Annotated in this window: 17 protein-coding genes and 1 pseudogene; 14 read left to right on the forward strand and 4 right to left on the reverse strand. The window is 75.0% G+C overall.

Features of this window, described 5'->3' with window-relative positions:
• The first annotated feature begins 79 nt into the window (after window positions 1–79).
• The 6 genes from SRB5_RS21165 (at window position 80) to SRB5_RS21190 (ending at window position 13,666) form a co-directional block, all read left to right on the forward strand.
• A complete protein-coding gene (locus SRB5_RS21165) occupies window positions 80–940 on the forward strand; it encodes a DUF4132 domain-containing protein (protein ID WP_153454328.1) in 861 nt (286 codons plus the stop codon).
• Between the two features lie 44 nt (window positions 941–984).
• Window positions 985–5,985 (forward strand): hypothetical protein, encoded by a 5,001-nt coding sequence (locus tag SRB5_RS21170; RefSeq protein WP_153454330.1) that lies wholly within the window; start codon window positions 985–987, stop codon window positions 5,983–5,985.
• Window positions 5,982–7,118, forward strand: a complete 1,137-nt coding sequence (locus SRB5_RS21175) for an ATP-binding protein (protein ID WP_153454332.1) — start codon at window positions 5,982–5,984, stop codon at window positions 7,116–7,118. Before SRB5_RS21170 ends, SRB5_RS21175 begins: the two co-directional genes overlap by 4 nt.
• Window positions 7,119–7,155: 37 nt before the next feature.
• Window positions 7,156–10,875: a DUF5682 family protein gene (locus tag SRB5_RS21180; protein WP_153454398.1), complete on the forward strand. Its 3,720-nt coding sequence runs from the start codon at window positions 7,156–7,158 to the stop codon at window positions 10,873–10,875.
• Window positions 10,872–12,635 carry a hypothetical protein gene (locus SRB5_RS21185; protein WP_323378240.1) on the forward strand — a complete coding sequence of 588 codons (1,764 nt, stop codon included), beginning with the start codon at window positions 10,872–10,874 and terminating at the stop codon, window positions 12,633–12,635. The genes SRB5_RS21180 and SRB5_RS21185 overlap by 4 nt, the downstream gene beginning before the upstream one ends.
• Before the next feature lie 65 nt (window positions 12,636–12,700).
• Window positions 12,701–13,666, forward strand: coding sequence for an aldo/keto reductase (locus SRB5_RS21190; RefSeq protein WP_153454334.1), 966 nt, complete (start codon window positions 12,701–12,703; stop codon window positions 13,664–13,666).
• A 7-nt stretch (window positions 13,667–13,673) separates the two neighbouring features.
• Here SRB5_RS21190 and SRB5_RS21195 read toward each other — a convergent pair whose 3' ends face one another.
• On the reverse strand, window positions 13,674–14,348 hold the full coding sequence (locus tag SRB5_RS21195; RefSeq protein WP_153454336.1) for a lysophospholipid acyltransferase family protein: 675 nt from the start codon (window positions 14,346–14,348) through the stop codon (window positions 13,674–13,676).
• A 223-nt stretch (window positions 14,349–14,571) separates the two neighbouring features.
• On the opposite strand from SRB5_RS21195, the gene SRB5_RS21200 reads away from it, so the two are divergent.
• The 3 genes from SRB5_RS21200 (at window position 14,572) to SRB5_RS21210 (ending at window position 17,050) form a co-directional block, all read left to right on the forward strand.
• The gene (locus tag SRB5_RS21200) at window positions 14,572–15,729 is read left to right on the forward strand and encodes a glycerophosphodiester phosphodiesterase (protein ID WP_153454338.1); all 1,158 of its coding nucleotides are present in this window, start codon (window positions 14,572–14,574) and stop codon (window positions 15,727–15,729) included.
• 94 nt (window positions 15,730–15,823) lie between these two features.
• Window positions 15,824–16,336, forward strand: coding sequence for an RNA polymerase sigma factor (locus SRB5_RS21205; RefSeq protein ID WP_153454340.1), 513 nt, complete (start codon window positions 15,824–15,826; stop codon window positions 16,334–16,336).
• Between the two features lie 195 nt (window positions 16,337–16,531).
• On the forward strand, window positions 16,532–17,050 hold the full coding sequence (locus SRB5_RS21210) for a GNAT family N-acetyltransferase (protein ID WP_153454342.1): 519 nt from the start codon (window positions 16,532–16,534) through the stop codon (window positions 17,048–17,050).
• On the opposite strand, the gene SRB5_RS21215 is transcribed toward SRB5_RS21210, so the two are convergent.
• Together SRB5_RS21215 and SRB5_RS21220 are read right to left on the reverse strand one after the other, a co-directional pair.
• Window positions 16,986–17,426, reverse strand: a complete 441-nt coding sequence (locus SRB5_RS21215) for a hypothetical protein (RefSeq protein ID WP_323378241.1) — start codon at window positions 17,424–17,426, stop codon at window positions 16,986–16,988. The two genes, SRB5_RS21210 and SRB5_RS21215, sit on opposite strands and share 65 nt — an antisense overlap.
• Window positions 17,419–17,787 carry a hypothetical protein gene (locus tag SRB5_RS21220; RefSeq protein WP_153454344.1) on the reverse strand — a complete coding sequence of 123 codons (369 nt, stop codon included), beginning with the start codon at window positions 17,785–17,787 and terminating at the stop codon, window positions 17,419–17,421. Before SRB5_RS21220 ends, SRB5_RS21215 begins: the two co-directional genes overlap by 8 nt.
• A 543-nt stretch (window positions 17,788–18,330) precedes the next feature.
• Here SRB5_RS21220 and SRB5_RS21225 point away from each other — a divergent pair.
• The 5 genes from SRB5_RS21225 (at window position 18,331) to cbiE (ending at window position 23,053) form a co-directional block, all read left to right on the forward strand.
• Window positions 18,331–19,350, forward strand: a complete 1,020-nt coding sequence (locus tag SRB5_RS21225; protein WP_323378242.1) for a methionine ABC transporter ATP-binding protein — start codon at window positions 18,331–18,333, stop codon at window positions 19,348–19,350.
• Window positions 19,347–20,021, forward strand: a complete 675-nt coding sequence (locus SRB5_RS21230; protein WP_153454346.1) for a methionine ABC transporter permease — start codon at window positions 19,347–19,349, stop codon at window positions 20,019–20,021. The genes SRB5_RS21225 and SRB5_RS21230 overlap by 4 nt, the downstream gene beginning before the upstream one ends.
• Before the next feature lie 88 nt (window positions 20,022–20,109).
• Window positions 20,110–20,961, forward strand: coding sequence for a MetQ/NlpA family ABC transporter substrate-binding protein (locus SRB5_RS21235; protein ID WP_323378243.1), 852 nt, complete (start codon window positions 20,110–20,112; stop codon window positions 20,959–20,961).
• A gap of 165 nt (window positions 20,962–21,126) precedes the next feature.
• The gene (locus SRB5_RS21240; protein WP_153454348.1) at window positions 21,127–21,732 is read left to right on the forward strand and encodes a GNAT family N-acetyltransferase; all 606 of its coding nucleotides are present in this window, start codon (window positions 21,127–21,129) and stop codon (window positions 21,730–21,732) included.
• A gap of 100 nt (window positions 21,733–21,832) precedes the next feature.
• The gene (gene cbiE / locus SRB5_RS21245) at window positions 21,833–23,053 is read left to right on the forward strand and encodes a precorrin-6y C5,15-methyltransferase (decarboxylating) subunit CbiE (RefSeq protein WP_153454350.1); all 1,221 of its coding nucleotides are present in this window, start codon (window positions 21,833–21,835) and stop codon (window positions 23,051–23,053) included.
• Window positions 23,054–23,558: 505 nt separating this feature from the next.
• On the opposite strand, the pseudogene SRB5_RS21250 reads toward cbiE, so the two are convergent.
• Window positions 23,559–23,657 (reverse strand): annotated as a pseudogene (locus SRB5_RS21250) (LacI family transcriptional regulator); the annotation flags it as partial.

Consider the following 23,657-nt stretch of genomic DNA (forward strand, 5'->3'; position numbering starts at 1 on the left):
CCGGGGCCGGGCCCGCGCGTTGTCAGACCGTACCTCTACAGTTCTGGTCACTTGGAGGACCAGCTGTGGGGAGACGGCTATGGGGTGGATGCCAGCAGGTGACTACGAGGTCGCCCTGGACGAACGCGGCACGGTGGTCTGCCGCAACGCGAAGGGCCGGCAGCTCAAGTCCGTCCCCTCGAAGATCGCCGACGAACCGGCCGTGATCGGCCTGCGCCAGCTCACGGAATGGCTGGAGCGTCACGAACGCGAATGCCGCGACCGGGTCGAGACCTGGATGATCCGGTCCCTCCCGGTGCCGGCCGCCGTGCTCACCGAGGTCTGGCCCGACCCCGCCTGGCAGTCGGTGCTGCGCGATCTGGTGGTCACCGGCGCCGACGGCTCCGTGGCCGGCTTCCTGCGCGACGCCGACGCCGCGACAGGCATCGGCCTCGTCGACCTCGACGGCGACACCGTGCGCGTCCGGCCCGACGCGGTCCGCATCCCGCACCCCGTCCTGCTGGAAGACCTCGAGGACCTGCGGGAGTTCGCCCTCGAGCTTGAGGTCGAGCAGGGGGTGCAGCAGCTGTTCCGGGAGATCTGGCGGTACGAGCCGAAGGGCCGCGACCCGCACGGCACCGCCGTATCCGACTACGAGGGCGGCGTGTTCAAGCAGACCCGCTTCCTCCTGGGCCGTGCCACCGGCCTGGGCTACCGGGTGCGCGGCGGCCAGGCCGTCCTGCCCGTGCTGGAGGACGGGCGCACCGTCGAGGCCCGCGTCTGGCTGGGCGACGGCGATCCGTACTACGAGACGGAGACCGGCCCGCTGAGCTGGAGCACGACGGCCGGGGCAAGTCTGGAGCTCGGCGACGTGGGCCCGGTGGCCTGGTCGGAGGGCATGCGCATGGCGGCCGCACTGTACGCGGGCCGGGAGATCGAGGACGGGGAGGCGCAGTCATGAGCGGGCGGGCCCGGGGCGGGGAACGAGCGGGGGGAGCGGACACGATGGCCGACACGGGAGAGCTGCTGGAGGCGGGCGCCGTCCTGCCGGCCGGTACACACACCGGCGAGGACGCGGACGTGCTGACCGCGCGGACGTACCGCCATCCCGCTCTCGGGGGACGCGCGGTGGTGCGGCTGGTGGGAGAGACCCTCGGCGAGGCGGAGGACCTCGCGCTGGACTTCCTCAGCCTCGCGCGGGAGTCGGTGACGGCCGGACTGGGCCAGGTGCGCCGCGAGACCCTGGGGTTCCCGGCCTGGGCGCTGGTCAACGACCCGGCGAACGGGCATCACGCGCTCGCGCTGGTCAAGGACATCGAGCGGCTCGGCCGCATGGCCAAGTCCCGGGCCGGCGCCGCCAAGGACGGCTTCGACCAGCTCGGCGAGCGACTCGGCCGGTCCGTGCCGCACTTCCTGCCCACGTACTACGAGCAGGCCGGCCGCTGCTTCCTGCAGCACGAGAACACCACCTACGCCGCCGCCTTCTTCGGCAAGGCGCGCGAGGCGGAGCGGGTGCACAGCCTCGCTGTCGACGAGGACCGGCAGCGGGCGGTGTTCCTGGAGTTCGCGTTCGCCGGGGCGCTCACTGTCAAGGCGCTCAAGAGCCATGTCCAGGACCTCACCCGCCGGCTCACCCCGGCCGCCGCCTGGGAGCAGTACCGCAGGCTCACCGTGGAGCGCTGCAACGCCGGCCTCCCGCCCTACGCCGCGCTGCCGCAGGACGCCCGCCGGCTGATCAAGGCGGCCGGCCTGGACCGCGTCACCGAGGAGTGCGCGCTGCTCGCCGCCCTGCTGGCGACCCCGTCGATCGGCCGGGCGCCGGGCTCGTTCTGGACGGCGTACCGCGCCACGCTCGTCGTTCTCGCCGAGCGGGAGCCGGCCGTACGGCGCCGCCTGCTGGAGATCGTGCCCACCGGCAACAGCGACGCCGGGCGCACCGAGGAGGGCTGGCTGGACATCCTCGCGGAGACCGGCGCCGCCGCCCTGCTCACGGCCCCCGAGCCGGATCCGGCGACCGACGCCGGCGCCTGGCTGCACCGCTGGGCGATGCATCTGCAGAGCGGCTGGAGCGGATCGCGCCGCTCGCCCGCCACCTACGCGCTGGTGCGCCGGATGGCGCCGCGGCTGCGCGCCGAGGGCCGGCCGGTGGACCTCTTCCAGCGCCGGTACTGGCGGATCGGCTGCGACCTGGACCTGGCCGACATCTGCCTGGCCGAGGGGATCGCCCTGGCGCCGCCGCCCGCCGCCGACCAGGACGGCCGCTTCAGCCTCGACGACTGGTGGGGCGGCTACGACGAGGGGCGGCAGTCGCTCGAGGCCGTCGGCGCCGACCCCCGCTTCGTACCGCTGCTGCGCCAGGCCGTCGCCCACGGCGGACGCTACAACAGCAGCGGCAACCGCCACGTGCACCGCACAGCGGCGCACCCCGTGCTGCGCACGGTGCTCGCCGACTATCTCGCCGAGCGGGCCGACGCCCTGACCGGCGCGGCCGGACTGCCCGGCATCGGCTCCGCGCTGGGCGAGATCTCCTTCGCCCGGGAGGTCGCCGGCGAGGTCAGCGCCGACGCCGTCGCCCGGGTCCGCGGCCACGACGTCACCCGGGTCCTCGCCCGCACCCTGCGGGCCGGGATCATGGACGAGCTGGGCTGGCCCGCCCTGGACGAGGCCCTGGGGCTGCTCGGGCCCGTCGACCCCAACGCGAAGAACAACTGGCAGACCGTGCAGGAGGCATGGCCCGCGCTGATCGTGGCCCGCCGCCACAAGGCCGTCGTGGTCGGCCCCGAGGGCGTTCTGCTGGAGCACGACCTGCGGCTGCCCGACACCGTCAACGACTACCGCCAGCCCGACTTCCGCTGGGCCGGCGGCGAACTCCTGGTGCGCTGGTGGGAGGACGGGAAGCACCGCGGCTACTGGTCCGCGCGACCCGCCGAGATCTTCGACATGACCGGTGACCCGGGCTACGTCTTCGACCGGCGGGGCCTGCTGGTCTCCCTGCCGCTCCCCGACGGCGCCCGCTCCTTCGGCTCCCGCCCGCTGCACGCCGGCGACACCGCCCTGCCCAAGCAGCACCGCGTCATCGCCGACGGACAGGCGTACTGGCGGCTGCGGGAGACCACCACCGCCGACAGCTGGCTGGAGTACGAGCCGGCCACCGGCGCCGTCGGCCGCGCCTCGCTGCCCCCGTTCCTCGCCGGCGCCGTCCGCGACGGAAGCAGCCTGCGGCACGCCGACTGCCAGCTGCTGCCCCTCCGGCCGGGTATGGAGGGATCACCGCTCGGCACGGACGGCACTGTCCTCGGCCACTGGGTGCGCCAGGACGGCGACCTCCTCACCGCCGGCACCCCCGACGGCACGACCGTCACCATGGCCCCCGACGGCGACACCGTCCCCGTCGGCGCCCTGCGCCTGCCCGGCGGGGCCGCCGTGGTCCTGGGCACCGACCGGGGCCGGGTCAGCCTCCACCGCGACGGTGCCGCCGCCGGCGAAGGCGCCCTGGGCCACGCGATGTACGGCCACCGCGGTGAGACGTACGCGGCGGGGTGGGAGGTCGTTCCGCCCCTGTCGTACTGGCACGCGCTGCGGCCGCGTGACGAGGCGGGATCGCTTGCCCTGCGCGACATCAGCGACGAGCTGGCCGGTGAGCTGTTCGGGCACATCGAGGCTGTCGCGGCCGCCTTCCACGAGCGGCCCGGTGACCCCGCCGGACACCCGCGGCTGGCGCCGATCGTCCATCTGCTGCCGCCGCAGGCGCTGCGACCGGCCGAGAAGGGGATGGACCGCGGGCCGGACAGACGGGCCGCCGTCGACGCCGTCGTGGCACGGCTGCTGCCCGCCGTCACCCACCCCGCGCTGCGCACCGGCGTCGGCGCGGTCGTGGGCGCCGCGGTCCAGACCCGGCACCGGATGGCTCACTTCACGGATCCGGTGCAGCCTGAAGCGAAGGCCCGTCCCGCGGACGACGACATGTTCGCGGACCACCGGCCCGAGAACGGCGACGACCGGACCGTGCTGACCGCCTGTCAGAACGTGCTCGGCGTCGGCCTGGGCGGCGCCTGGAGCGATCAGTCCTGGAGCGTGCTGCGCCAGATCCGTTCCGTCGGCCGCGTCTTCACCGGCGAGCCGGCCGCCGGCAAGCCCCTGCCCGCCGCCGGCGAACTGGGCACCCTGCCCGGCGGCTGGACCTCCGACCCGCTGACGATCCCCCGGGGCGCCACCGACTGGCCCAAGGTCCTCGACCGGCTGCCGCTGTTCGCCTACTGCGCGGCGAGGCACGCCCTCGCCGCCGACGAACGGACCGGGCTGCTCCTCCTCCTCGACGAGCTCGCCGACAGCGGACTCACCGAACGCGGCGGCACGCTGCGCCGGACGGTCCTGCGCGAAGGCGACCACCGGCGCGAGCGCACCGGGCAGGTGATGCGGCACGGCGACCGGATCGTGGTGCTGCTCGCCGCCCTGCGGACCAACACGCAGAAGAAGGAGACCGACTGGCTCGCCCTCGACCTCGACCCGAGCGGCACGTTCGGCCCGGTCGCGCACTTCACCACCCTCGAGGACCGCCTCCTGGGGACCTGCCCGGCCGACCGGCTGCGCACGGCGACCCGCTGCATCCGCGAGCACGGACCCGCGCCCTGGCGGCCGGAGGCCGTCGACGCCCTCGCGGGCGCCCCCGGGTCGGGCCCCGCGCAGTCCGCGCTGCTGATCGCGGGCATCCTCGGGACCGGACACACCCCGCCGTCGGTCCTGGCGGACCTCACCGGCCTCAGGAGCACCCACCTCGACCACGGCCACGACCGGCTCGGCGCCCTCGACGTCGAGGGGAGGTCCGCCGTACTCGGCGCCCTGCTGCCCGAAGACCCGGCCTCCCTGTGGACCGAGGGACCGGACACGACGGCAGCCGTCGCCGCGTGGACGCGGTGGTTCGGCGGACTCGTGCGCCTGCCCGAGGACCTGGAGATCTCCTTCAACGGCATCGCCTCGCCCGCAGCGGCGGAGGCGGTGCTCAACCCGGACCGCACCCCGTGGCTCAGCCGGACCACCACCCAGTGGGTCGACGAGGAAGGCCGGATACGCGCCGGCGACTCGTCGGCGATCCCCGCGAGCTACGTCTTCGTGTCCGCCGTCCGGTCGCTCGCCCTCCTCGCGTACGAGCTGCCCGGCGGCCATCCCCTGCGCGCCCCGCTGCCCGGCGCCCTGGACGCCCTGCGCCGGCGGCTGCGCGACCCCGGACTGCTGCTGGACTTCAATCTGGCGTGGAGCGCCACGGGCGGCGGCACCGTCGCCACCGAGCTGCGCAAGGTGCACGGGCTGCCCGAGGCCGGCGGCGCGGGGAAGGACGGACTGACCCCGGTGGGCGAGGCGTTCGTCCTCGCGCCCCTGTACCGGGAGCACGAGACCACCCTGCTCCGGCCCGCTGCCCTGACCGGGCCCGACGACCCGGCCCTGGGCCTGCTCGAGGGGCTGGCCGGCGGCTCGGGCACCACGCCGCTGGACGCGCTGCGGACGGTCCTCGGCGACGGACTGGAGCGCGCCGTGGCCACCGCCGTCCCCGACGGCTACGCCCACGACCCGGGGCTCAGCGTGCCGGGCCTGGTGGCCGAGGCCGCCAAGGAGCACGGCCTGAGCGACGACGCCGCGGTCGTCTATCTCCAGCTCCTCGCGCTGCCCGACCCCACCGACCGCAACTGCGCCCGGTGGACCGGGTGGAAGCCCGCGCGGCTGAAGAAGGCCCGCGCCGAACTCGCCGCGACGGACCTCGTCGTCGGGGCCAAGCGCTCGCGCGCCGGACGGAGCCTGTTCCTGCCCGGCGGCTGGGAGGCGCTGAAGGCACCCGCCCTGCCCCTGGAGACGTGGAAGCGCGGCCATCTGCCGGCCGACGACGCCCGCGTGATCCCGGCGGTTCCGGTGTCCGACCTGTTCGAGACGGCGTGGCAGCGCGTTCGCGACGGGGACGTCCCCGCCTTCGAGGAACTCACCACCCGTGCCACCCGGAAGGGCCGCCGCCGATGACCGACACCGTCTCGCCCCCACGCCAGATCGTCCCGCCCGAGGAGCTGTACGCCGCCGAGCTGGAGTTCCTGGCCGACCACGACACAGGACCCCGTCCGCCCGGCTGGCGGCTCACCCCGCGCGCTGCCGTCACGTTCATCACCGGCAGCGACGGCGCCCTGGCCCTGCCCGACGGGCGACGGCTGGAGATCGTACGGAAGTTCGTCGGCGACCGCGCGCTCGTGGAGCGCTGCGTGGTCACCCTCGCCGGGGAGCGCGGGCTGCTCCTCGTCGGCGAGCCCGGGACCGCCAAGTCCATGCTCTCCGAGCTGCTCGCCGCCGCCGTGAGCGGCACCAGCGCGCTCACCGTCCAGGGCACCGCGGGCACCACCGAGGACCAGCTCAAGTACGGCTGGAACTACGCCCTGCTGCTGGCCCAGGGCCCCAGCCCGCAGGCCCTCGTTCCCTCCCCGGTGCTCAGCGCCATGACCACCGGCGCCATCGCCCGGGTGGAGGAGGTCACGCGCTGTCTGCCCGAGGTCCAGGACGCCCTGATCTCCTTGCTCTCCGAACGCCGCATCGCCGTCCCCGAGCTGGCGGGCACCCCCGGCGCCCAGGCCCACGCGGCGCCCGGGTTCAACGTGATCGCCACCGCCAACCTCCGCGACAAGGGCGTCTCCGAGATGTCCGCCGCCCTCAAACGGCGCTTCAACTTCGAGACCGTGGGCCCGATCGGCGACCTGGACGCCGAACTCGACCTCGTACGCCGCCAGTCCAGGGCCGCGGTCGAGCGCTCGGGTGCGGCGTTCGCCGTCGACGACGCGGTGCTCGAGGCGCTGGTGACGGCCTTCCGGGACCTCAGGTCCGGGCGCTCCGCCGAGGGCTGGGAGGTCGAGCGGCCGTCCACGGTCATGAGCACCGCCGAGGCGGTGTCCGTCGCCACCGCGCTCGGGCTCGCCGCCGCCTACTTCCCCGGCGACCGGGACATCCTGGGGCTGCTGCCCGGCCATCTCACCGGCGTGGTGCGCAAGGACGACCCGCAGGACGCCGCCCGGCTCATGGGCTACTGGGACGGTGCCGTGCGGCGGCGCGCCGAGGAGGGGTCGCGGACCTGGCGCACCCTGTGGGACCTGCGCCCGGCGCTGGAGGGCTGAGGGAATCGTGGAGCACGCGGACGCGGCCCTGGCGGCCATGACCGACCCCGCCGGACCCTTCCTGATCGGGGTACGGCACCACGCGCCCTCGCTGGCCGCCGCCATGCCGGCCCTGCTCGAGGAGGCCCGCCCCGACGTCCTGCTCGTCGAGCTGCCCGCCGAGCTGCAGGACTGGGTGCCGTGGCTGGCGCACGAGGACACCGTCGCCCCCGTGGCGCTCGCCGCGGTGCCCGACGGGGACCGGGAACGCGGGCCCGCGTTCTACCCGTTCGCCGACTTCTCCCCGGAGCTCGCCGCTGTACGGTGGGCCGCCCGGCACGGGATCCCCGTCGAGGCGTGCGACCTCCCCCTGGCCGACCGGGCCGGGGACCGGCGCCCCGCTCCGGCCGGACGGCCCGGGCTGCAGGACGCGCTGCGGGCCAGGCTCACCGGCCGCCCGGGCGACGACCTCTGGGACCGGCTCGTCGAGGCACCGGCGCCCGGCTCGCCACCGGCGGCGCTGCGGCGGGCGGCGCTGCTCACGGGGTGGGCGCTGCGGCGTGACGCGGAGGACGGCGCCGGGGTCGACCCGGTGGACCTCGCCCGTGAGGCGTGGATGCGGGGACGGCTGCGGGAGGCCGGGAGCGGGGGGCGGCGGGTGGCGGTGGTCGTGGGGGCGTTCCACGCGCCGGCGCTCGCGGGGGGCGGGGCGGCGGAGGACGTTCCGGCGCTCGCGGGCGGGGGCGGTCTGGGGGAGGACGCACCCGCGCTCGCGGGCGGGGGCGGGCTTCGGGAGGACGCACCCGCGCTCGCGGGTCGGGGCGGTCTGGAGGAGGACGCACCCGCGCTCGCGGGCGGCACCGGTCTGCGGGAGGATGCGCCCGCGCCGGCCGACGGGGGACCTGAGGCGGAGCCGGGGCTGCCCACGCCGGTCGACGGCGGTCGGGAGCCGGAGCCGTCGTCGGAGACCACCGGATCCGGGGACTGGACGGTGTCCCTCATCCCGTACACCTACGCCCTGCTCGACGAGCGGTCCGGCTACCCCGCCGGGATCCGCGACCCCGAGTGGCAGCACCTCGTGCTGGACGCCGGCGGCCGGCCCGCCGCGCTGGACGAGGCCCTGCTGCGCAGCGCGGTGCGGATCTGCGCCGAGCTGCGGGCCCAGGACCAGCCCGGCGGACCGGCCGACGCCCGCGAGATCACCCGCCTCGCCGGCGATCTGGCCCGGCTGCGCGGACTCCCCGCGGCCGGCCGCGGCGAGCTGGTCGAGGCCGTGCAGACGGTCCTGGCCCAGGGCGAACCCCTCGGGCGGGGGCGCGCCGTCGCCCGCGCCCTGGAGCGCGTGCTGGTCGGTGACCGGCACGGCCGCCCCGCCCCGGCGGCGCCGCGCAGCGGGCTCGCCCCCGGCGTCGAGGCGGAGGTGGCGGCGCTGGGCCTGCCCGGACCGGGGACGCCCGGCGTGGAGCGGCAGCTGCGCCTGGACCCCCTGCGGACGGACCTCGACCGCAGACGCGAGGTGCTGCTGCGCCGGCTCACGGTCTGCGGCGTCCCGTACGCCGACGAGCAGACCGTCACCGCCGCCGGCGGCGCCGACGCCCTGACCACGCGCTGGACGGTGCGCTGGACCCCCGCCACCGCCGCGGTCCTGACGGCGGCCGGAGCCCGCGGCGTCACCACGGCCCAGGCCGCCGAGGGCGTCCTGCGCGAACGCCGCCGCACCGCGCACGAGGCCGGGGGCCCCACCGCCGCCCAGGCCCTCGACCTCCTCGCCGCCTCCGCCGCCTGCGGGCTCCCGGCCCTGGCCGCCGAGGCACTGCGCGAGGCGGAGACCGTCCTGCGCGCCACGGCGACCCTCCCCGAGCTGCTCGCCGGACTCGCCCTCACGGACCGCCTCGCCGACGGACACATCGCCGGCCTCGCCGACACCGGCCCGGACCCCGCCCTGGGCCCCTGCGCCGACGCCCTCACCCAGGCCGCCGTCCGCCGCCTCGACGGGCTCACCGGCTCCGACGACCCCGACGACGCCCGCGCCCTGCTCGAGCTGGCCCACCGCGCCGACGCCTTCGGCGGCATCCGCCTCACCGACGCGCTCGCCCGCCTGGCCGCCGACGGCTCCCCCCTGATCCGCGGCGCCGCCGGAGCCGTCCGGGTGCTCCTCGGACTCGACCCCGCCGCCCAGTTCGGCGCCCGCGTCGCCTCCTGGACCGACGCGGCCACCGGACAGCACGGCCGGGAGGAGCTGGCCGCCCGGCTCACCGGACTGCTGACCGCCGCCGGCTCCCTGCTGGAGACCGCGCCCGCCGCCCTGCACCCGCTGCTGGACCGCGTCGGCGCCCTGGCCGACCGGGCGTTCCTCGACCGCCTCCCCGCCCTGCGCGGCGGCTTCGACACCCTGAGCCCCGCCGCCCGCGACCGGCTGCTGGACACCGTGGAGGAGCGGCTCGGCGGCATCGTCCCGCAGCTGCCCGACGGCGACACCGACCCCGTCGCCCTCGCCCTGTGGACGTCCGTCGACCTGGCCGTACGGGAGACGCTCGGGACCTGGGACCTGCTGCCGCGGCCGGCGGCGGCCGACGAGGTGCCCCTGCCTCCGCCGGACGACGACCTGTTGCCGGGCCCGGCGGCGGCCGAGGAAGAACCCTCCCCGCTGCACGCGCCGGACGAAGCCCACGTCATCACCCCCGCCGAGCGCTGGCGGCTGCTCCTCGGCCGCCGCTCCCGGGACCTGCCGCCGCGCTCCGCCGCCCTGGCCACCGCGCTCGACGAGCTCTACGGCACCGGCCGGGGCGAGGGGGCCCGCGGCGACCTCGACCGCGCCGGCCGCGGCGGAGGCCGCGAGCCCGCCTACCCCGGCGTGCGGGAATGGGCCGAGGAACTCTCCGCCCTCTTCGGCCCCGGCATCCGCGAGGAGGTGCTGGCCGCCGCGGCGGCGGGCGGACGCCAGGACGCCGTGTTCGCCCTCGACGCCGACAGCGCCCGCCCCTCCGTCGAGCTGCTGCGGACGGTGCTGCGGCACGCCGGCGGCCTCCCCGAGGCCCGGCTCGCCGCCCTGCGCCCCCTGGTGCGCCGGCTGGTCGAGGAGCTCACCCGGCAGCTCGCCACCCGCATCCGCCCGGCCCTCACCGGGCTCGCCACCCCGCGCCCCACGAGCCGCCCCGGCGGCGGACTCGACCTCGCCCGCACCCTGCGGGCGAATCTCGCCACCGCCCGCCGCACCGAGGACGGCACGGTGCGGGTGATCCCGGAGCGGCCGGTGTTCCGCAGCAGGGCCCGCAAATCGGCGGACTGGCGGCTGATCATCGTCACGGACGTGTCGGGCTCGATGGAGCCCTCCACCATCTGGGCCGCCCTCACCACGTCGATCCTCGCCGGGGTGCCCGCCCTGTCCACCCACTTCCTGGCCTTCTCCACCGAGGTCGTGGACCTCACCGACCAGGTCGCCGACCCGCTCTCCCTGCTGCTGGAGATACGGGTGGGCGGCGGTACGCACATCGCCGGCGCGCTGCGCCACGCCCGCACCCTCGTCACCGCCCCCTCGCGCACCCTCGTCGTCGTGGTCAGCGACTTCGAGGAGGGCTATCCGGTGGGCGGACTGCTCCACGAGGTCCGCGAGCTGGCCGGCGCCGGCTGCCATCTGCTCGGCTGCGCCGGCCTCGACGACGCCGGCCGCCCGCGCTACTCCGTGGGCGTCGCCGGGCAGGTCGTCGGCGCGGGAATGCCCGTGGCCGCCCTCAGCCCGCTCGAACTCGCCCGCTGGGTGGGGGAGAAGGTCCAGTGACACTGCCCGCCGTACCGCCCCACGTCACCGCCGAGCTCGTCGAGGCGCTCTCCCCCCGGCTGCGCAAACGGCTCGACGCCGCCGCGGCCAAGCTGCTCGCGCGCCCGCTGCGTACGGAGGGGGACCTCGTACGGATCGAGCTCGACGAGTCGACGGTGCTGGAGCTGCGCGCGCCCGGCGGCCGGGTGACCGCCGCCGAGGCGATCCGGTGTAGCTGCCTGCTCGCCCCGGGCTGCGTGCACCGCGCGGCGATCGCGGGGGCGGCCCCGGTCGCGGAGGAGGAGGAGCCGCCGGGGGAGGCCGAAGACGCGACAGCGGCACCGGCCGCGGAACCGGCGTCCGTCGAAGTCCCCGACCCCGCCGCCGTCGACGCCCTCTGGTCCGCCGGCGCCGCCGTCCTCGAGGCGGGAGTCGACGGCGCCGGCGCCGTCCTCCAGGCCGAGCTCCTGCGCGCCGCCCACACCGCCCGCCTCGCCGCCCTCCCCGGCCCGGCCGCCGCGGCCGTGCGCATCGTGAACCAACTGCGCGCCGCCCGCGCCGCCGACCCCGACCACCGCCTCGCCGACCTCACCGACGCCCTCCGCGAGCTGCTTACCGCCGCGCATCTGCTGCGCCGCGACCCCACCGCCCGCGACCACCGCGGCACCGCGCGCCGCGCCTACACCCCCGGCGGATCGCTGCGCCTGTACGGCCTGTTCACCGAGCCGGTGCTCGCCAGTACGGGCCACGCCGGCGCCGTGACCTGGACCGCCGACGCCGACGGCCGGCTGTACAGCGTTCCGGACGTCGCCCCCGGCACCCTGGCCCGCGCGACCGGCGCCGCCGGCCGGGCGATCCGTATGGGCGACACCGCCCTCACCCACCGCGAGCTGTCCCGGGCGGGCCTCGCGGTGTCCGGCGCGACGGTCTCCGCCGACGGCAGGCTCGGCGCGGGCAAGGGCGTCCAGGCCGTACGAGCGGCCGGCGCGGACTGGACCGAGGCCCCCCTCGACCGGCTCTGGACCGTCCCGCCCGCCGAGCAGGTCGACCGCGCGCTGGCCGCCCCGGACGGCCCCGGCCTGCTGTTCCTCGACGTGACCCTGACCGGCGCCGTCCGTGAGACGGGCGGCGACAGCCTCCTCGCCGACTGCGCCGGCGTCCCCCTGCGCCTCACCGCCGCGCACGAGCACCCCGGCCTCGCCTACCGGGACAACCTCAAGCTGCTGGCCACCGCCCCCGGCACGGCCCTGCGCATCATCGCCCGCCTCGTCCGCGCCGACCACCCCCGCGCCCAGCTCCTGGCCGTCCGGCGCGAAGACGGGCGCGAAGGCGGGCGCGAAGGCGGGCGCGAAGACGCCCCCGCCGCCCGCCACGACCTGGGCCTGGACCGCCTCCAGCGCACCGACGTCCCTCCACCCCCCGACGTACACCTCCCGCTCCAGCCGCCCGCCGCGCCCGCGGCCCCCGTGCATGTGCTGCGCCGCCGCACCGAGCAGGCGGTCTCCGCCGGACGGCGCGCCCTCGCCCTGCCCGGCGGCGCGGACGACACCCGGGCGCTGCGCCGCGCCGGCCTGGTCACCGCCGCCGAGCTCCTCGCGGGGCTGCGCGGCGCCGCCGCCGACCGGGGGCGCGACCACTTCGGCCGGCTGCTCCCCGCGGACGGCGGACAGTTCGCCCGGGCCTGGCTCGGCGCCGCGCTGTACTCGGAGGAGGCCGCCCGCCGGCTGTGCCGTACGGCCTGGCTCGGCGGCGCGGGGGACACCCGGGAGTACGGTGGTTGACCTGCCGGGGGCGCCGGAGCGCCGGACGCCCCCGGGCCGCAGCCCCCCACGCGCCGGAGACAGCGATGCCCTTCTCCCGACTCGACCGTGTCACGACCCCCGCCGCGCACATCGGCTTCGGACTGGCCGCGGTGGGCCGGCCCGGCTACCTCGACCTCGACCGTGACCTGCCCGGACAGCGGACCGTGGAGCAGCTGAGGCAGCGGACGCACGAGCTGCTGGACGCCGCGTACTTCCAGGGCGTGCGCTACTTCGACACCGCCCGCTCGTACGGCCGCGGCGAGGAGTTCCTCGCCGAATGGCTCACCGCCCGGCCCGAGGTGCAGGACGTCGTCGTCGGCAGCAAATGGGGCTACACCTACGTTGCCGACTGGGCCGTCGACGCCGAGACGCACGAGGTCAAGGACCACGGCGCGGCCGCCCTCGCCCGCCAGTGGGCCGAGAGCTCAGAACTGCTGGGCCCCCGGCTGGACCTCTACCAGATCCACTCCCTGACCCCGGACAGCCCGGCCCTCACCGACACCGGCGTGCACGCCGCGCTGGGGCGGCTGGCCGCCGACGGCATGACGATCGGGTTCTCCACCAGCGGACCCGCCCAGGCCGACACGATCCGCCGGGCGCTGGCCGTCGAGGTCGACGGCCGCCCCCTCTTCCGTACGGTCCAGTGCACGTACAACGTCCTGGAGCCGTCCGCCGGGGAGGCCCTGGCCGAGGCGCACGACGCCGGGCTCGCGGTGATCGTCAAGGAGGCCCTGGCCAACGGCCGGCTCGCCGGACCCGCCGCGCCGGCGGCGCTCACGGCGATCGCGGGGGAGTGCGGCGCGGAGCCGGACGCCGTGGCGCTCGCGTTCGTGCTGCGCCGGCCCTGGGCGGACGTCGTGCTCTCCGGCGCGGCAAGCGTCGCCCAGCTGCACACGAATCTGGCCGCCGCCGCGGTGGACCTCGACGACGGGCAGTTCGACCGGCTGACGGAGCTGGTGGAGCAGCCGGAGCCGTACTGGCGGCACCGGGCGGGCCTGCCCTGGCACTGAGGGGAAGCTACGCGGCTTCCTTGACCTTCGAGGCGTAGATGTCCACGTACTCCTGGCCCGAGAGCCGCATGATCTCGCTCATGACCTCGTCGGCGACCGACCGCAGCACATAGCGGTCGCGGTCCATGCCCTCGTACTTGGAGAAGTCCAGCGGCCGGCCGAACCGCGCGGTGAAGCGCGCGATCCGCGGCATGCCCGCGCCGGTCGGCTGGATCCGGTCGGTGCCGACCATGGCGAACGGCACCACCGGCGCCCCGGTCATCATCGTCAGCCGCGCCACCCCCGTGCGGCCCCGGTACAGCCGGCCGTCGGGCGAGCGCGTGCCCTCCGGGTAGATGCCGAAGGCCTTGCCCTCCTCGAGCACCCGCTTTCCGGTCATCAGCGCCGCCACCCCGCCGCGGCCGCCGTCGCGGTCGACGGGGATCATGCCGCCGATGTTGCTGAAGAACCAGGCCATCAGCCGGCCCTTGACGCCCTTGCCCGTGACGTACTCGTCCTTGCCGATGAAGTGCACCTGACGCTTCAGCAGGAGGGACAGGAACATCGAGTCGATGAACGTGAGATGGTTGCCGGCGAGGATCACGGGTCCGTCCGCCGGCAGGTGCTCCGCGCCCTCGACCTGTGGGCGGAACAGGACGCGCATGAGCAGTCCGAGAAACGCCTTGATCAGGATACGAAGCAACGGGCCCTCCGATTCACGAGTGGGGTGTGCGCACCCGAACGGCACGCAGCTCGGACCATACTCGCGCGGCCCGCACCGGCGCACATCGGGTTCACAGGCCGGTTACCCCACGTTGACTCGTTTTCGCCGCGCGTTTTGCGCGCCGTCTCCCGGCCGTCACTCCCATCGCCCTAGCATCACTGGCGACTTGGCAGGTTCCAGACACCGGCGACGGGAGTGCGGAATGACCCAGACATCCAGCCACGAACAGGGTCCGATCGGCAGAAGGGCCGTGCTGGGGGCGGCCGCCCTGGGCGCCGCGGGTGTGACGCTCGGCACCGGCGCCGGCCCGGCCGCCGCGCAGGGCAGGGGACCGGCCCGCGGCGGGAAGCTGCCGGTGCCGACCGTGATCGGCCACCGCGGCACCAGCGGCTACCGGCCGGAGCACACCCTCGGCTCGTACCAGCTGGCCTACGACATGGGCGCGCACATCATCGAGCAGGACCTGGTGCCCACGAAGGACGGGCATCTGGTCTGCCGCCACGAGAACGAGATCGGCGGCACGACCGACGTGTCCGGGCGGCCGGAATTCGCCGGCCGCCGCACCACCAAGACGGTCGACGGCGTGGCGATCACGGGCTGGTTCACCGAGGACTTCACCCTCGCCGAGCTGCGCACCCTGCGGGCCAAGGAGCGCATCCCGGCCAACCGCCAGCGCAACACCGTCTTCGACGGCCGCTGGGCCGTGCCCACCCTCGAGGAGGTGCTGCGCTGGGCCGGGACGCTCGAGGAGCAGGACGGCCGGCCGGTGTGGCTCTACATCGAGACCAAGCACCCGTCGTACTTCCGCCACCTCGACCTCGGCCTCGAGGAGCGACTGGCGGCGCTGCTGCGCACGTACGGGCGGGCCGGGAGCCGCGCGCCGAACTTCCTGCAGTCCTTCGAGCCCAGCTCGATCGAGCGCCTCGCCCGGCTGGTCGACGCCCCCGGCGTCGTCCTGCTGTCCGGCGCCACGTCCACCCCGTGGGACTTCGTCGAGGCGGGCGACCCGCGCACCGTCGCCGACCTCGTCACGCCCGCGGGCCTGCATGAGATCGCGTCGTACGCCAAGGGCCTCGGCCCGACGCTGGACCTGATCCTGCCCCGGGACGCGGAGGGCCGGCTCCTCCCGGAGACGACCCTGGTGCGCGACGCGCACCGGGCGGGGCTGATCCTGCACCCGTACACGCACCGGGCGGAGAACACCTTCCTCCCGACGGAGTACCGGACCGGCACCGACCCGAACGCGTACGGGGACACGTTCGGGTTCCTGAAGCGCTGCTTCGAGACGGGCATCGACGGGATCTTCTCGGACAACGCCGACCAGGCCCTCCTCGCGGCGGCCGACTTCCGCGGCGCGTGACAACCGCCGGGAGGGGACGCCGTAAGGCGTCCCCTCCCGGGTGAACCGCCCCGCCCCCCGAAACCGCCGCCCGCCCCGCCCCGTCCCCTGCCGCATGGACACCCTCCTGATCACCCTGCGGCCCGTCATCGCCGCCGAGGCCGCGGCCGAGGCGTACGGGACGCCCGCCGACCCCGAGGACGTCGAACAGGCCCTCTGCCTCCGGCTGCTGGAGCGCGCCGGCGATCCGCCCGCGGACCCCGCCGCCTGGGTACGGGCCGGCGCCCGCGCCGAGGTCCGCGCCGCCCGCCGGCGCCGCCGCGCCGAGGTGCCGTACCGCGACGACACCCACGCCGCGGCCGGCCGGACCCCCGACGACCCCGTCCGCGGGCTCCTCGCCGCCGAGGCCCACCGCGCCGTCCGCGCCCTGCCGCCGCCGTACCGGGCGCTCGCCGAGGCGCTGCTCTCCCCGGAGGACCTCACGTACCCCGAGATCGCCCGCCGGCTGCGCGTCCCCCAGGGCAGCCTCGGCCCGCGCCGCTCGCGCTGCGCCGCGCGGCTGCGCCGGCTGCTCGCCGGCTGGGCGGACGACACGGCCGTCGCGGCCTGGGCCCATGACGCACGGTGACGTCATGTATCTCACAGTGGAAAACGCTCCGCCCCGGTATCCCTCCCGCCACCGGCCGCGCAAAATGCTCACAGCGGACGGTTGGGCCCGGTGAACACCGGGGAAAGACGCGGTAGTCCGCAGCACACGACACGGCGGCACACGGGCACGGCCTCACCCTGGGGCGGCGGCGGTTCGGAAGGGGCGTAAGCGCGCATGGGCATGAGCGTGACGATCACTGCGGCGGTCGCCGCGGACGCGGAGCAGATCCTCAAACTCCAGTACCTCTGCTACCAGTCGGAGGCGGCTCTCTACGACGACTACGGCATCGAACCGCTCACCCAGACCCTCGAGGAACTCCGGGCCGAGCTGGTCCGGGGCCCCGGTCTGGTGGCCCGGCTGGGCAGCGAGGTCGTCGGCTCCGTCCGCGGCAGCGTCGACGCCTCCGGTACGGCCAGGATCGCCAAGCTGATCGTCCACCCCCGGATGCAGGGCCACGGGCTGGGCGCCCGGCTGCTGGCCGGCATAGAACAGCGGCTGTCCGAGGACGACGCGGCCGAGCGGTACCAGCTCTTCACCGGCCACCGCAGCGAGTCCAACCTCCAGCTCTACCGCAAGCTCGGCTACGCCCCGGTGGGCACCGAGCGGGTCAGCACCCGGCTGAGCATCGTCACGCTGGAGAAGAACCGGGACGGATCTCCCGCCCGGACCTCCTCAGCCACAGCAGCCCTGTGACGGGCAGCAGCAGCGGGATGAACAGATAGCCCATCCCGTAGTCCGACCACACCGTCTGATCGGGGAAGCGGTCCGCGTCGGCCAGCGTCCAGGTGCCCACCGCCAGTACGCCGAGCAGCTCGGCCGTACAGCACACCAGGGCCAGCCGGCGCGCGCCCTCGCTGCCCCGCACCAGCGCCACGAGGATCACGGCGTACACCAGGCCGGCGACCGCCGACAGGGTGTACGCCAGTGGCGCCTCGGAGTAGTTCGTGGACAGCTGCACCGCGGACCGGGAGATCGCGCCGACCGTCACCACGCCGTACAGGGTGACGATCAGCCGGCCCGGGCCGGAGGTGAGCCGGCGGTCGCGTCCGGGGCGTTCGGTGTCAGCCACTGGTCCCGTTCCAGATGTCGTAGAGCCGTACCTGGAGCACGGCGAGTACCACGCCGCCCGCCGCGGCCGTCGCCGAACCCCAGCGGGAGCGCTCGGTCAGCGACAGGAACGCCGCGGCCGGCAGGGTGAACGCCGCGCCCACCAGGTACGAGACGAACACGGTCGCGCTGTCGTGCGGGTCGTCGCCCTGCGCGAGGCGCACGATGCCGACGACGAGCTGGACCAGGGCGGCGACGCCCACCAGCGCCATGCCGATGAGATGCCAGTCCTTGGTCGGCTGGTCGCGGAACGCGGCGTACGCGCACCAGGCGGCGAGACCGAGCGCGGCCACGGCCACGGCGATCGTCAGGGCGTCGAACATGCCCGGAGTTTATCGACCCCCGCGCGGACACCTTCGTCAGGGCCGCTGCGGGGTGTACGAGGACGCGCCCGCCGGAGCGGCCTCCGGGCACGCGGACCGTGGCCTTGGCCACAGCGCACCCCGCCGCGGAGCTCTCCGCGGACGTCCCCGTGGCGGACCTGCCGGCCGTATCGGCGCAGGCAGCGCACGGGAGAGCGGGGATCACGACCACCTGAGCCGGGCACCCGGACCACGCTGTCCGCATTCCGGACAGGCGGTGGACCCGTGCCGAACGCGTGTTTTACTGACTCCCATGACCACGACGAGCAGCCGCACCCCTGCGACCGAGGCGACGAAGACGCCCGGTGCTCGCCGCATGTGTCGAATGTGTCACCGCTGAGGGCCCCCGACTGAGCCTCGCGCCCCCGAAGCGAGACCGCGGCAGCGCGCCGCGGCCCGGAGCCGAACGGCGCCCATCGCGCCGCGCCCGGACATCAGACCAGGAGAAACCGCCCCACGTACGGTGCCGTGCCGCGCCGCGCGTTCAACAGTGACGGAAGTCTTGTGATCACCACCACGGACCTGAGAAAGGTCTACCGCTCCCGTGGCCGCGAGGTCACCGCCCTGGACGGCGTCGACCTGCGCGTCCGCGAGGGCGAGGTCTACGGCGTCGTGGGCCGCAGCGGCGCCGGGAAGTCCACGCTCATCCGCTGCGTCAACCTCCTCGAGCGCCCCACGTCCGGCACCGTCACCGTCGACGGGCAGGACATCACCCGCCTCGCCGGCCGCGACCTGCGCCGCGCCCGCACCCGTATCGGCATGGTCTTCCAGCACTTCAACCTGCTGACCTCCCGCACCGTCCGGGCCAACGTCGAACTGCCGCTGGAGATCCTGGGCCTCGCCGGCCGCGAACGCACCCGCAAGGCCCTCGACCTCCTCGACCTCGTCGGCCTCGCCGACAAGGCGAACGCCTACCCCGCCCAGCTTTCCGGCGGCCAGAAGCAGCGCGTCGGCATCGCCCGCGCCCTGGCCGGCGACCCGAAGGTGCTGCTCTCCGACGAGGCCACCTCCGCCCTCGACCCCGAGACCACCCGCTCGATCCTGGCCCTGCTGCGCGACCTCAACCGCCGGCTCGGCCTGACCGTGCTGCTGATCACCCACGAGATGGACGTCGTCAAGGCCGTCTGCGACTCCGCCGCCCTGATGAAGGGCGGGCGCGTCACCGAGTCCGGCACCGTCGCCGAACTGCTCGCCACCCCCGGCTCCGAACTCGCCCGCGAACTCTTCCCCGTCGGCGGCGACGCCTCCACCCCGGACAGCACGGTCGTGGACGTCACCTTCCTCGGCGAGACCGCCGCGCAGCCGGTGATCTCCCAGCTGGCCCGTACGTACAACGTCGACGTCTCCATCCTCGGCGCCGCCATGGACACCGTCGCCGGCAAGCAGGTCGGCCGGATGCGCATCGAACTGCCCGGACGCTTCGAGGAGAACGTGGTGCCCATCGGCTTCCTGCGCGAACGCGGACTCCAGGTGGAGGTGGCCGGCGAAGAGCAGGCCGCACCGGTCGTGGAGGCCGTCCGATGACCTGGGACATCATGAAGCCCCTGCTGGAGACCGCCACCGGCGAGACCCTGCGGATGGTCGCCTGGTCCACGCTCTTCGCCGTCCTCGGCGGCGTACCGCTCGGCGTCCTGCTGGTCCTCACCGACCGCGGCGGGCTGCTGCGCAACACCGTCGTCAACAAGGCCGTCGGCGCCGTCGTGAACGTCGGCCGCTCGCTGCCGTTCATCATCCTGCTGATCGCCCTGATCCCCTTCACCAAGGCGGTCCTCGGCACCTACATCGGCGCCGAGGCGATGATCGTGCCGCTGTCCGTCGGCGCCATCCCCTTCTACGCCCGGCTCGTCGAGACCTCCGTCCGCGAGGTCGACCACGGCCTGACCGAGGCCGTCCAGGCGATGGGCGGCTCCACCTGGACCGTCGTACGCAAGGTACTGCTCCCGCAGTCCCTGCCCTCCCTGGTCGCCGGCCTCACCACCACCGTCATCGCCCTCGTCGGCTACTCCGCGATGGCCGGCACCGTCGGCGGCGGGGGCCTGGGCAACCTCGCCGTGACCTACGGCTACCAGCGCTTCGAGACCGGCCTGATGCTCGTCACCGTCGCCCTGCTGATCGTCCTGGTCACCGCGCTCCAGCTGATCGGCGACCTGGCCGTACGCGGCCTCGCCCGCCGCGGCCGCGCCCGCACCACCTGAACGTTCCTCCCGCACCAAGCGCGCCCGAACTCTTTGTCGGGCCGAACCACCACCCCCTCGGGGGACAAGCAAGAAAGAGGCACTCGTCGTGCGTCACACCCTGAAGATCACCGCCACCCTCGTCTCCGCCGCCGCCCTCACCCTCGGCCTCGCCGCCTGCGGCAGCGACTCCGAACCGGCTGCCGCCGGCGCGAAGGCCGACGCGACCGAGCCGCTGACCGTCGCCGCCACGCCCGTCCCGCACGCCGAGATCCTCACCTTCGTGAAGGACCACCTCGCCGCGGACGCCGGGCTGAAGCTCGAGGTCAAGGAGTTCACGGACTACGTCCTGCCGAACACCGCCACCCAGGACGGCCAGGTCGACGCCAACTTCTTCCAGCACCAGCCCTACCTGGACGACTTCAACAAGAAGCAGGGCACCGACATCGTCCCGGTCGCCACCGTCCACCTCGAGCCGCTGGGCGTCTACGCCAAGGGCGTCGACGACCTCTCCAAGATCAGGAGCGGTGCCACGGTCGCCATCCCCAACGACACCACCAACGGCGGCCGCGCCCTGCTCCTGCTCGCCGAGAACGGCCTCATCGAGCTGAAGGACGGCGCCGGCACCGACGCCACCCAGGCCGACATCACCGACGCCAAGGGCCTGAAGTTCAAGGAGCTCGAGGCCGCCACCCTGCCCCGCGCCCTGGACGAGGTCGACGCCGCCGTCATCAACGGCAACTACGCCCTCGAGGCCGGCCTCACGCCCGCCGAGGACGCCCTCGCGACCGAGAAGGCCGACGGCAACCCGTACGCCAACATCCTCGCCGTGAAGGCCGGCAACGAGGACGACCCGCGCGTACAGAAGCTGGTCAAGCTCCTCAACTCCGACGAGGTGAAGAAGTTCATCGAGGACGAGTACCAGGGCTCGGTGATCCCCGCCTTCGGCGCCGCCGAGTAACCCGGCACCCCGTCGCGCACCCGGGCCCCGTACACTCCTTCGAGTGTGTACGGGGCCCGCACCGTGCCCGTACCATCCGCAATGCGCATGGCACGCGCGACCGTTCATGCTGCATGCTGTGCAGGTCAGCCGGTCCCCGGCCCGCCCCCCGCCTCGGAGCAGTGCATGTCATCGACCTTCCCGGACATCTCCCTCAGCACGGACCGCCTCGTGCTGCGACCGTTCGACGAAGACGACATGGCCTCACTCCGGGAAATGATGAACGACGAGCTCATCGTCGCCTGGACCTCCGTACCCCACCCCTACACCGACGACGACGCCCTCGCGTGGGTGACCCGCATCGCGCCCGCCGAACGCACCTCGGGCCGCGGCATCGTCTTCGCCGTCTCCGAGTTCCTCACCCAGCGGCTCGTCGGCATCCTCCACCTGCAGCACACCGACTGGCGGATCCTCGCCGCCGAGATCTCCTACGCCACCGCCCCCTGGGCCCGCGGCGAGGGCTACGCCTCCGAGGCCGTGCTGGCCGCCGCCCGCTGGCTCTTCGACAGCCAGAAGTTCGAACGCCTCGAGCTGCGCACGGCCGCCGACAACGCCGCCTCGCAGCAGGTCGCGCAGAAGACCGGCTTCATCAGCGAGGGAGTCCTGCGCAACGCCTGGATAGCGCGCTCGCGCACCGAGGACGGCGGCTGGACGGACATCCGCACCGACCTGCTGGTCTGGAGCCTCCTCCCGGAGGACCTCGAGGGCGTCGTCACCGACGACTGGCACTGAGCCGCCGGGGACGGCTGGCCCGTACCAATAGCCCTGCTCGCTGAAGTACTGTGAGCGCGCACTCGTCCCCCGCACCGCGAACCCCCAGGAGGCGCACGAGATGGCCGACCGGGTCACGGTGATCGGCTGGGACGGCACACCGCTCACCGACGCGGCCCGTGCCGCCCTCGGCGCGGCCACCCTCGTGGCCGGTGCCGCCCACCACCTCGCGCTCCCCGAGATCCCGCGCGACGCCGAACGCATCCGGCTGGGCAGCGTCGACCTCGCCGCCCGCCGCATCGCCCGCCACCGCGGCTTCGCCGTCGTCCTCGCCGACGGCGACCCCGGCTTCTTCGGCGTCGTACGCCAGCTCCACGCGCCCGAACACGGCCTGGAGGTCGAGGCCGTCCCGGCCGTCTCGTCCGTCGCCGCCGCCTTCGCCCGCGCCGGCATGCCCTGGGACGACGCGCAGGTCGTCGTCGCCCACAGCCGCACCCTGCGCCGCGCCGTGAACGTCTGCCGCGCGTACACCAAGGTCGCCGTCCTCACCTCGCCCGGCGCCGGCCCCGCCGAACTCGCGCTGCTGCTGCGGGGCGTGCACCGGACCTTCGTCATCTGCGAGGCCCTGGGCACCTCCACCGAGCAGATCACCGTCCTCACCTCCGACAAGGCCGGCGAACACACCTGGCGCGACCCCAACGTCGTCATCGTCCTCGGCGGCAACGGCCCCGCCCTGCCCGGCGGCGGCCCCGCGACCGGCTGGATCGCCGGCCGCGACCCCGGCTACCCGCCGGCCCTGCGCGGCTGGGCCCGCCCCGGCGCCGAGTACGGCGCCGACCCCGGACCGCGGGAATCGGCCGAACTGCGCGCCGCCCAACTCGCCCGCCTCGGCCCCCGGACGGGCGATCTCGTCTGGGACATCGGCTCCGGCAGCGGCGCCGCCTCCGTCGAGGCCGCCCGCTTCGGCGCCGCCGTCCTCGCCGTCGACGCGGACGCTGACGCCTGCGCCCGTACGACCGCCGCCGCCCGCCGCTACGGCGTCCAACTGCAGGTCGTGCACGGCACCGCGCCCCAGATCCTGGAGGACCTGCCGGAGCCCGACGTGGTGCGGATCGCGGCCGGGGGAGTGCCCGTCGTCGCCGCCTGCGCGTCGCGCCGCCCCGAGCGGATCGTCGCCCACGCCGGCACCCGCGACGAGGCCGAGGCGATCGGCCGGGAACTCGCCGAGGCGGGGTACGGCGTGGAATGCGCGCTGCTCCAATCGGTCGAACTCGATACCAGCACATGGGCCGAAAGTGAGCGGACTGTCGTATTTCTGTTGTCCGCAAGCCGCAGGCAGTGACAACTCGGGCACCCGCGGCACCCGGAGCGTCCCCGGGCAGGTAGGCTGGCCGATCGTTGTGCCGCGCTGCGCCCGCAGTCGGGAAGCGGCGCTATGGGGACGAAACAACCGTGAGTGAGCGGTGTTCCCACCGGGATGGGCTGACGTTTGTCGGGTTGGCGGTGTATCGGCCGATCCGAACACTCCGGGTGGGTCGTGCCGCGCGGCGGATGCGCTCGTTCTTGGTTCGGGCGGACGGTTCGCCGCGTCGGGGCGTGCCGGACGAGCGGTTGGAAGGAGCACGGACGATGGGCGAGGGGTACGTACGCATGACTGACACCGGCACGCTCCCGGAGGGACAGCCGGGGAACGCGAGCGGCCCCGAGGCACCGGTCCTGCCGGACGCCGCCGCCGCGGAACAGGTCGCGGGCTTCCAGGCCGGACTCCACGCCGGATACGACGGCTTCCCGGGCCGCGAGCAGACCCCCGCGGACTTCGGCTACGCGGACGCCGGTACGGGCGAGGGCGCGGCGGAGGAGGCGGCGCGCGCCATCTCGGCGAAATACGCGAATTCGGTGAAGGTAAACGGTTCTTCGCCGTAGGTCGTGACCGTTAAGCCGATGAG

This window comes from Streptomyces smaragdinus (assembly GCF_009604385.1).
Taxonomy (GTDB): Bacteria; Actinomycetota; Actinomycetes; order Streptomycetales; family Streptomycetaceae; genus Streptomyces; species Streptomyces smaragdinus.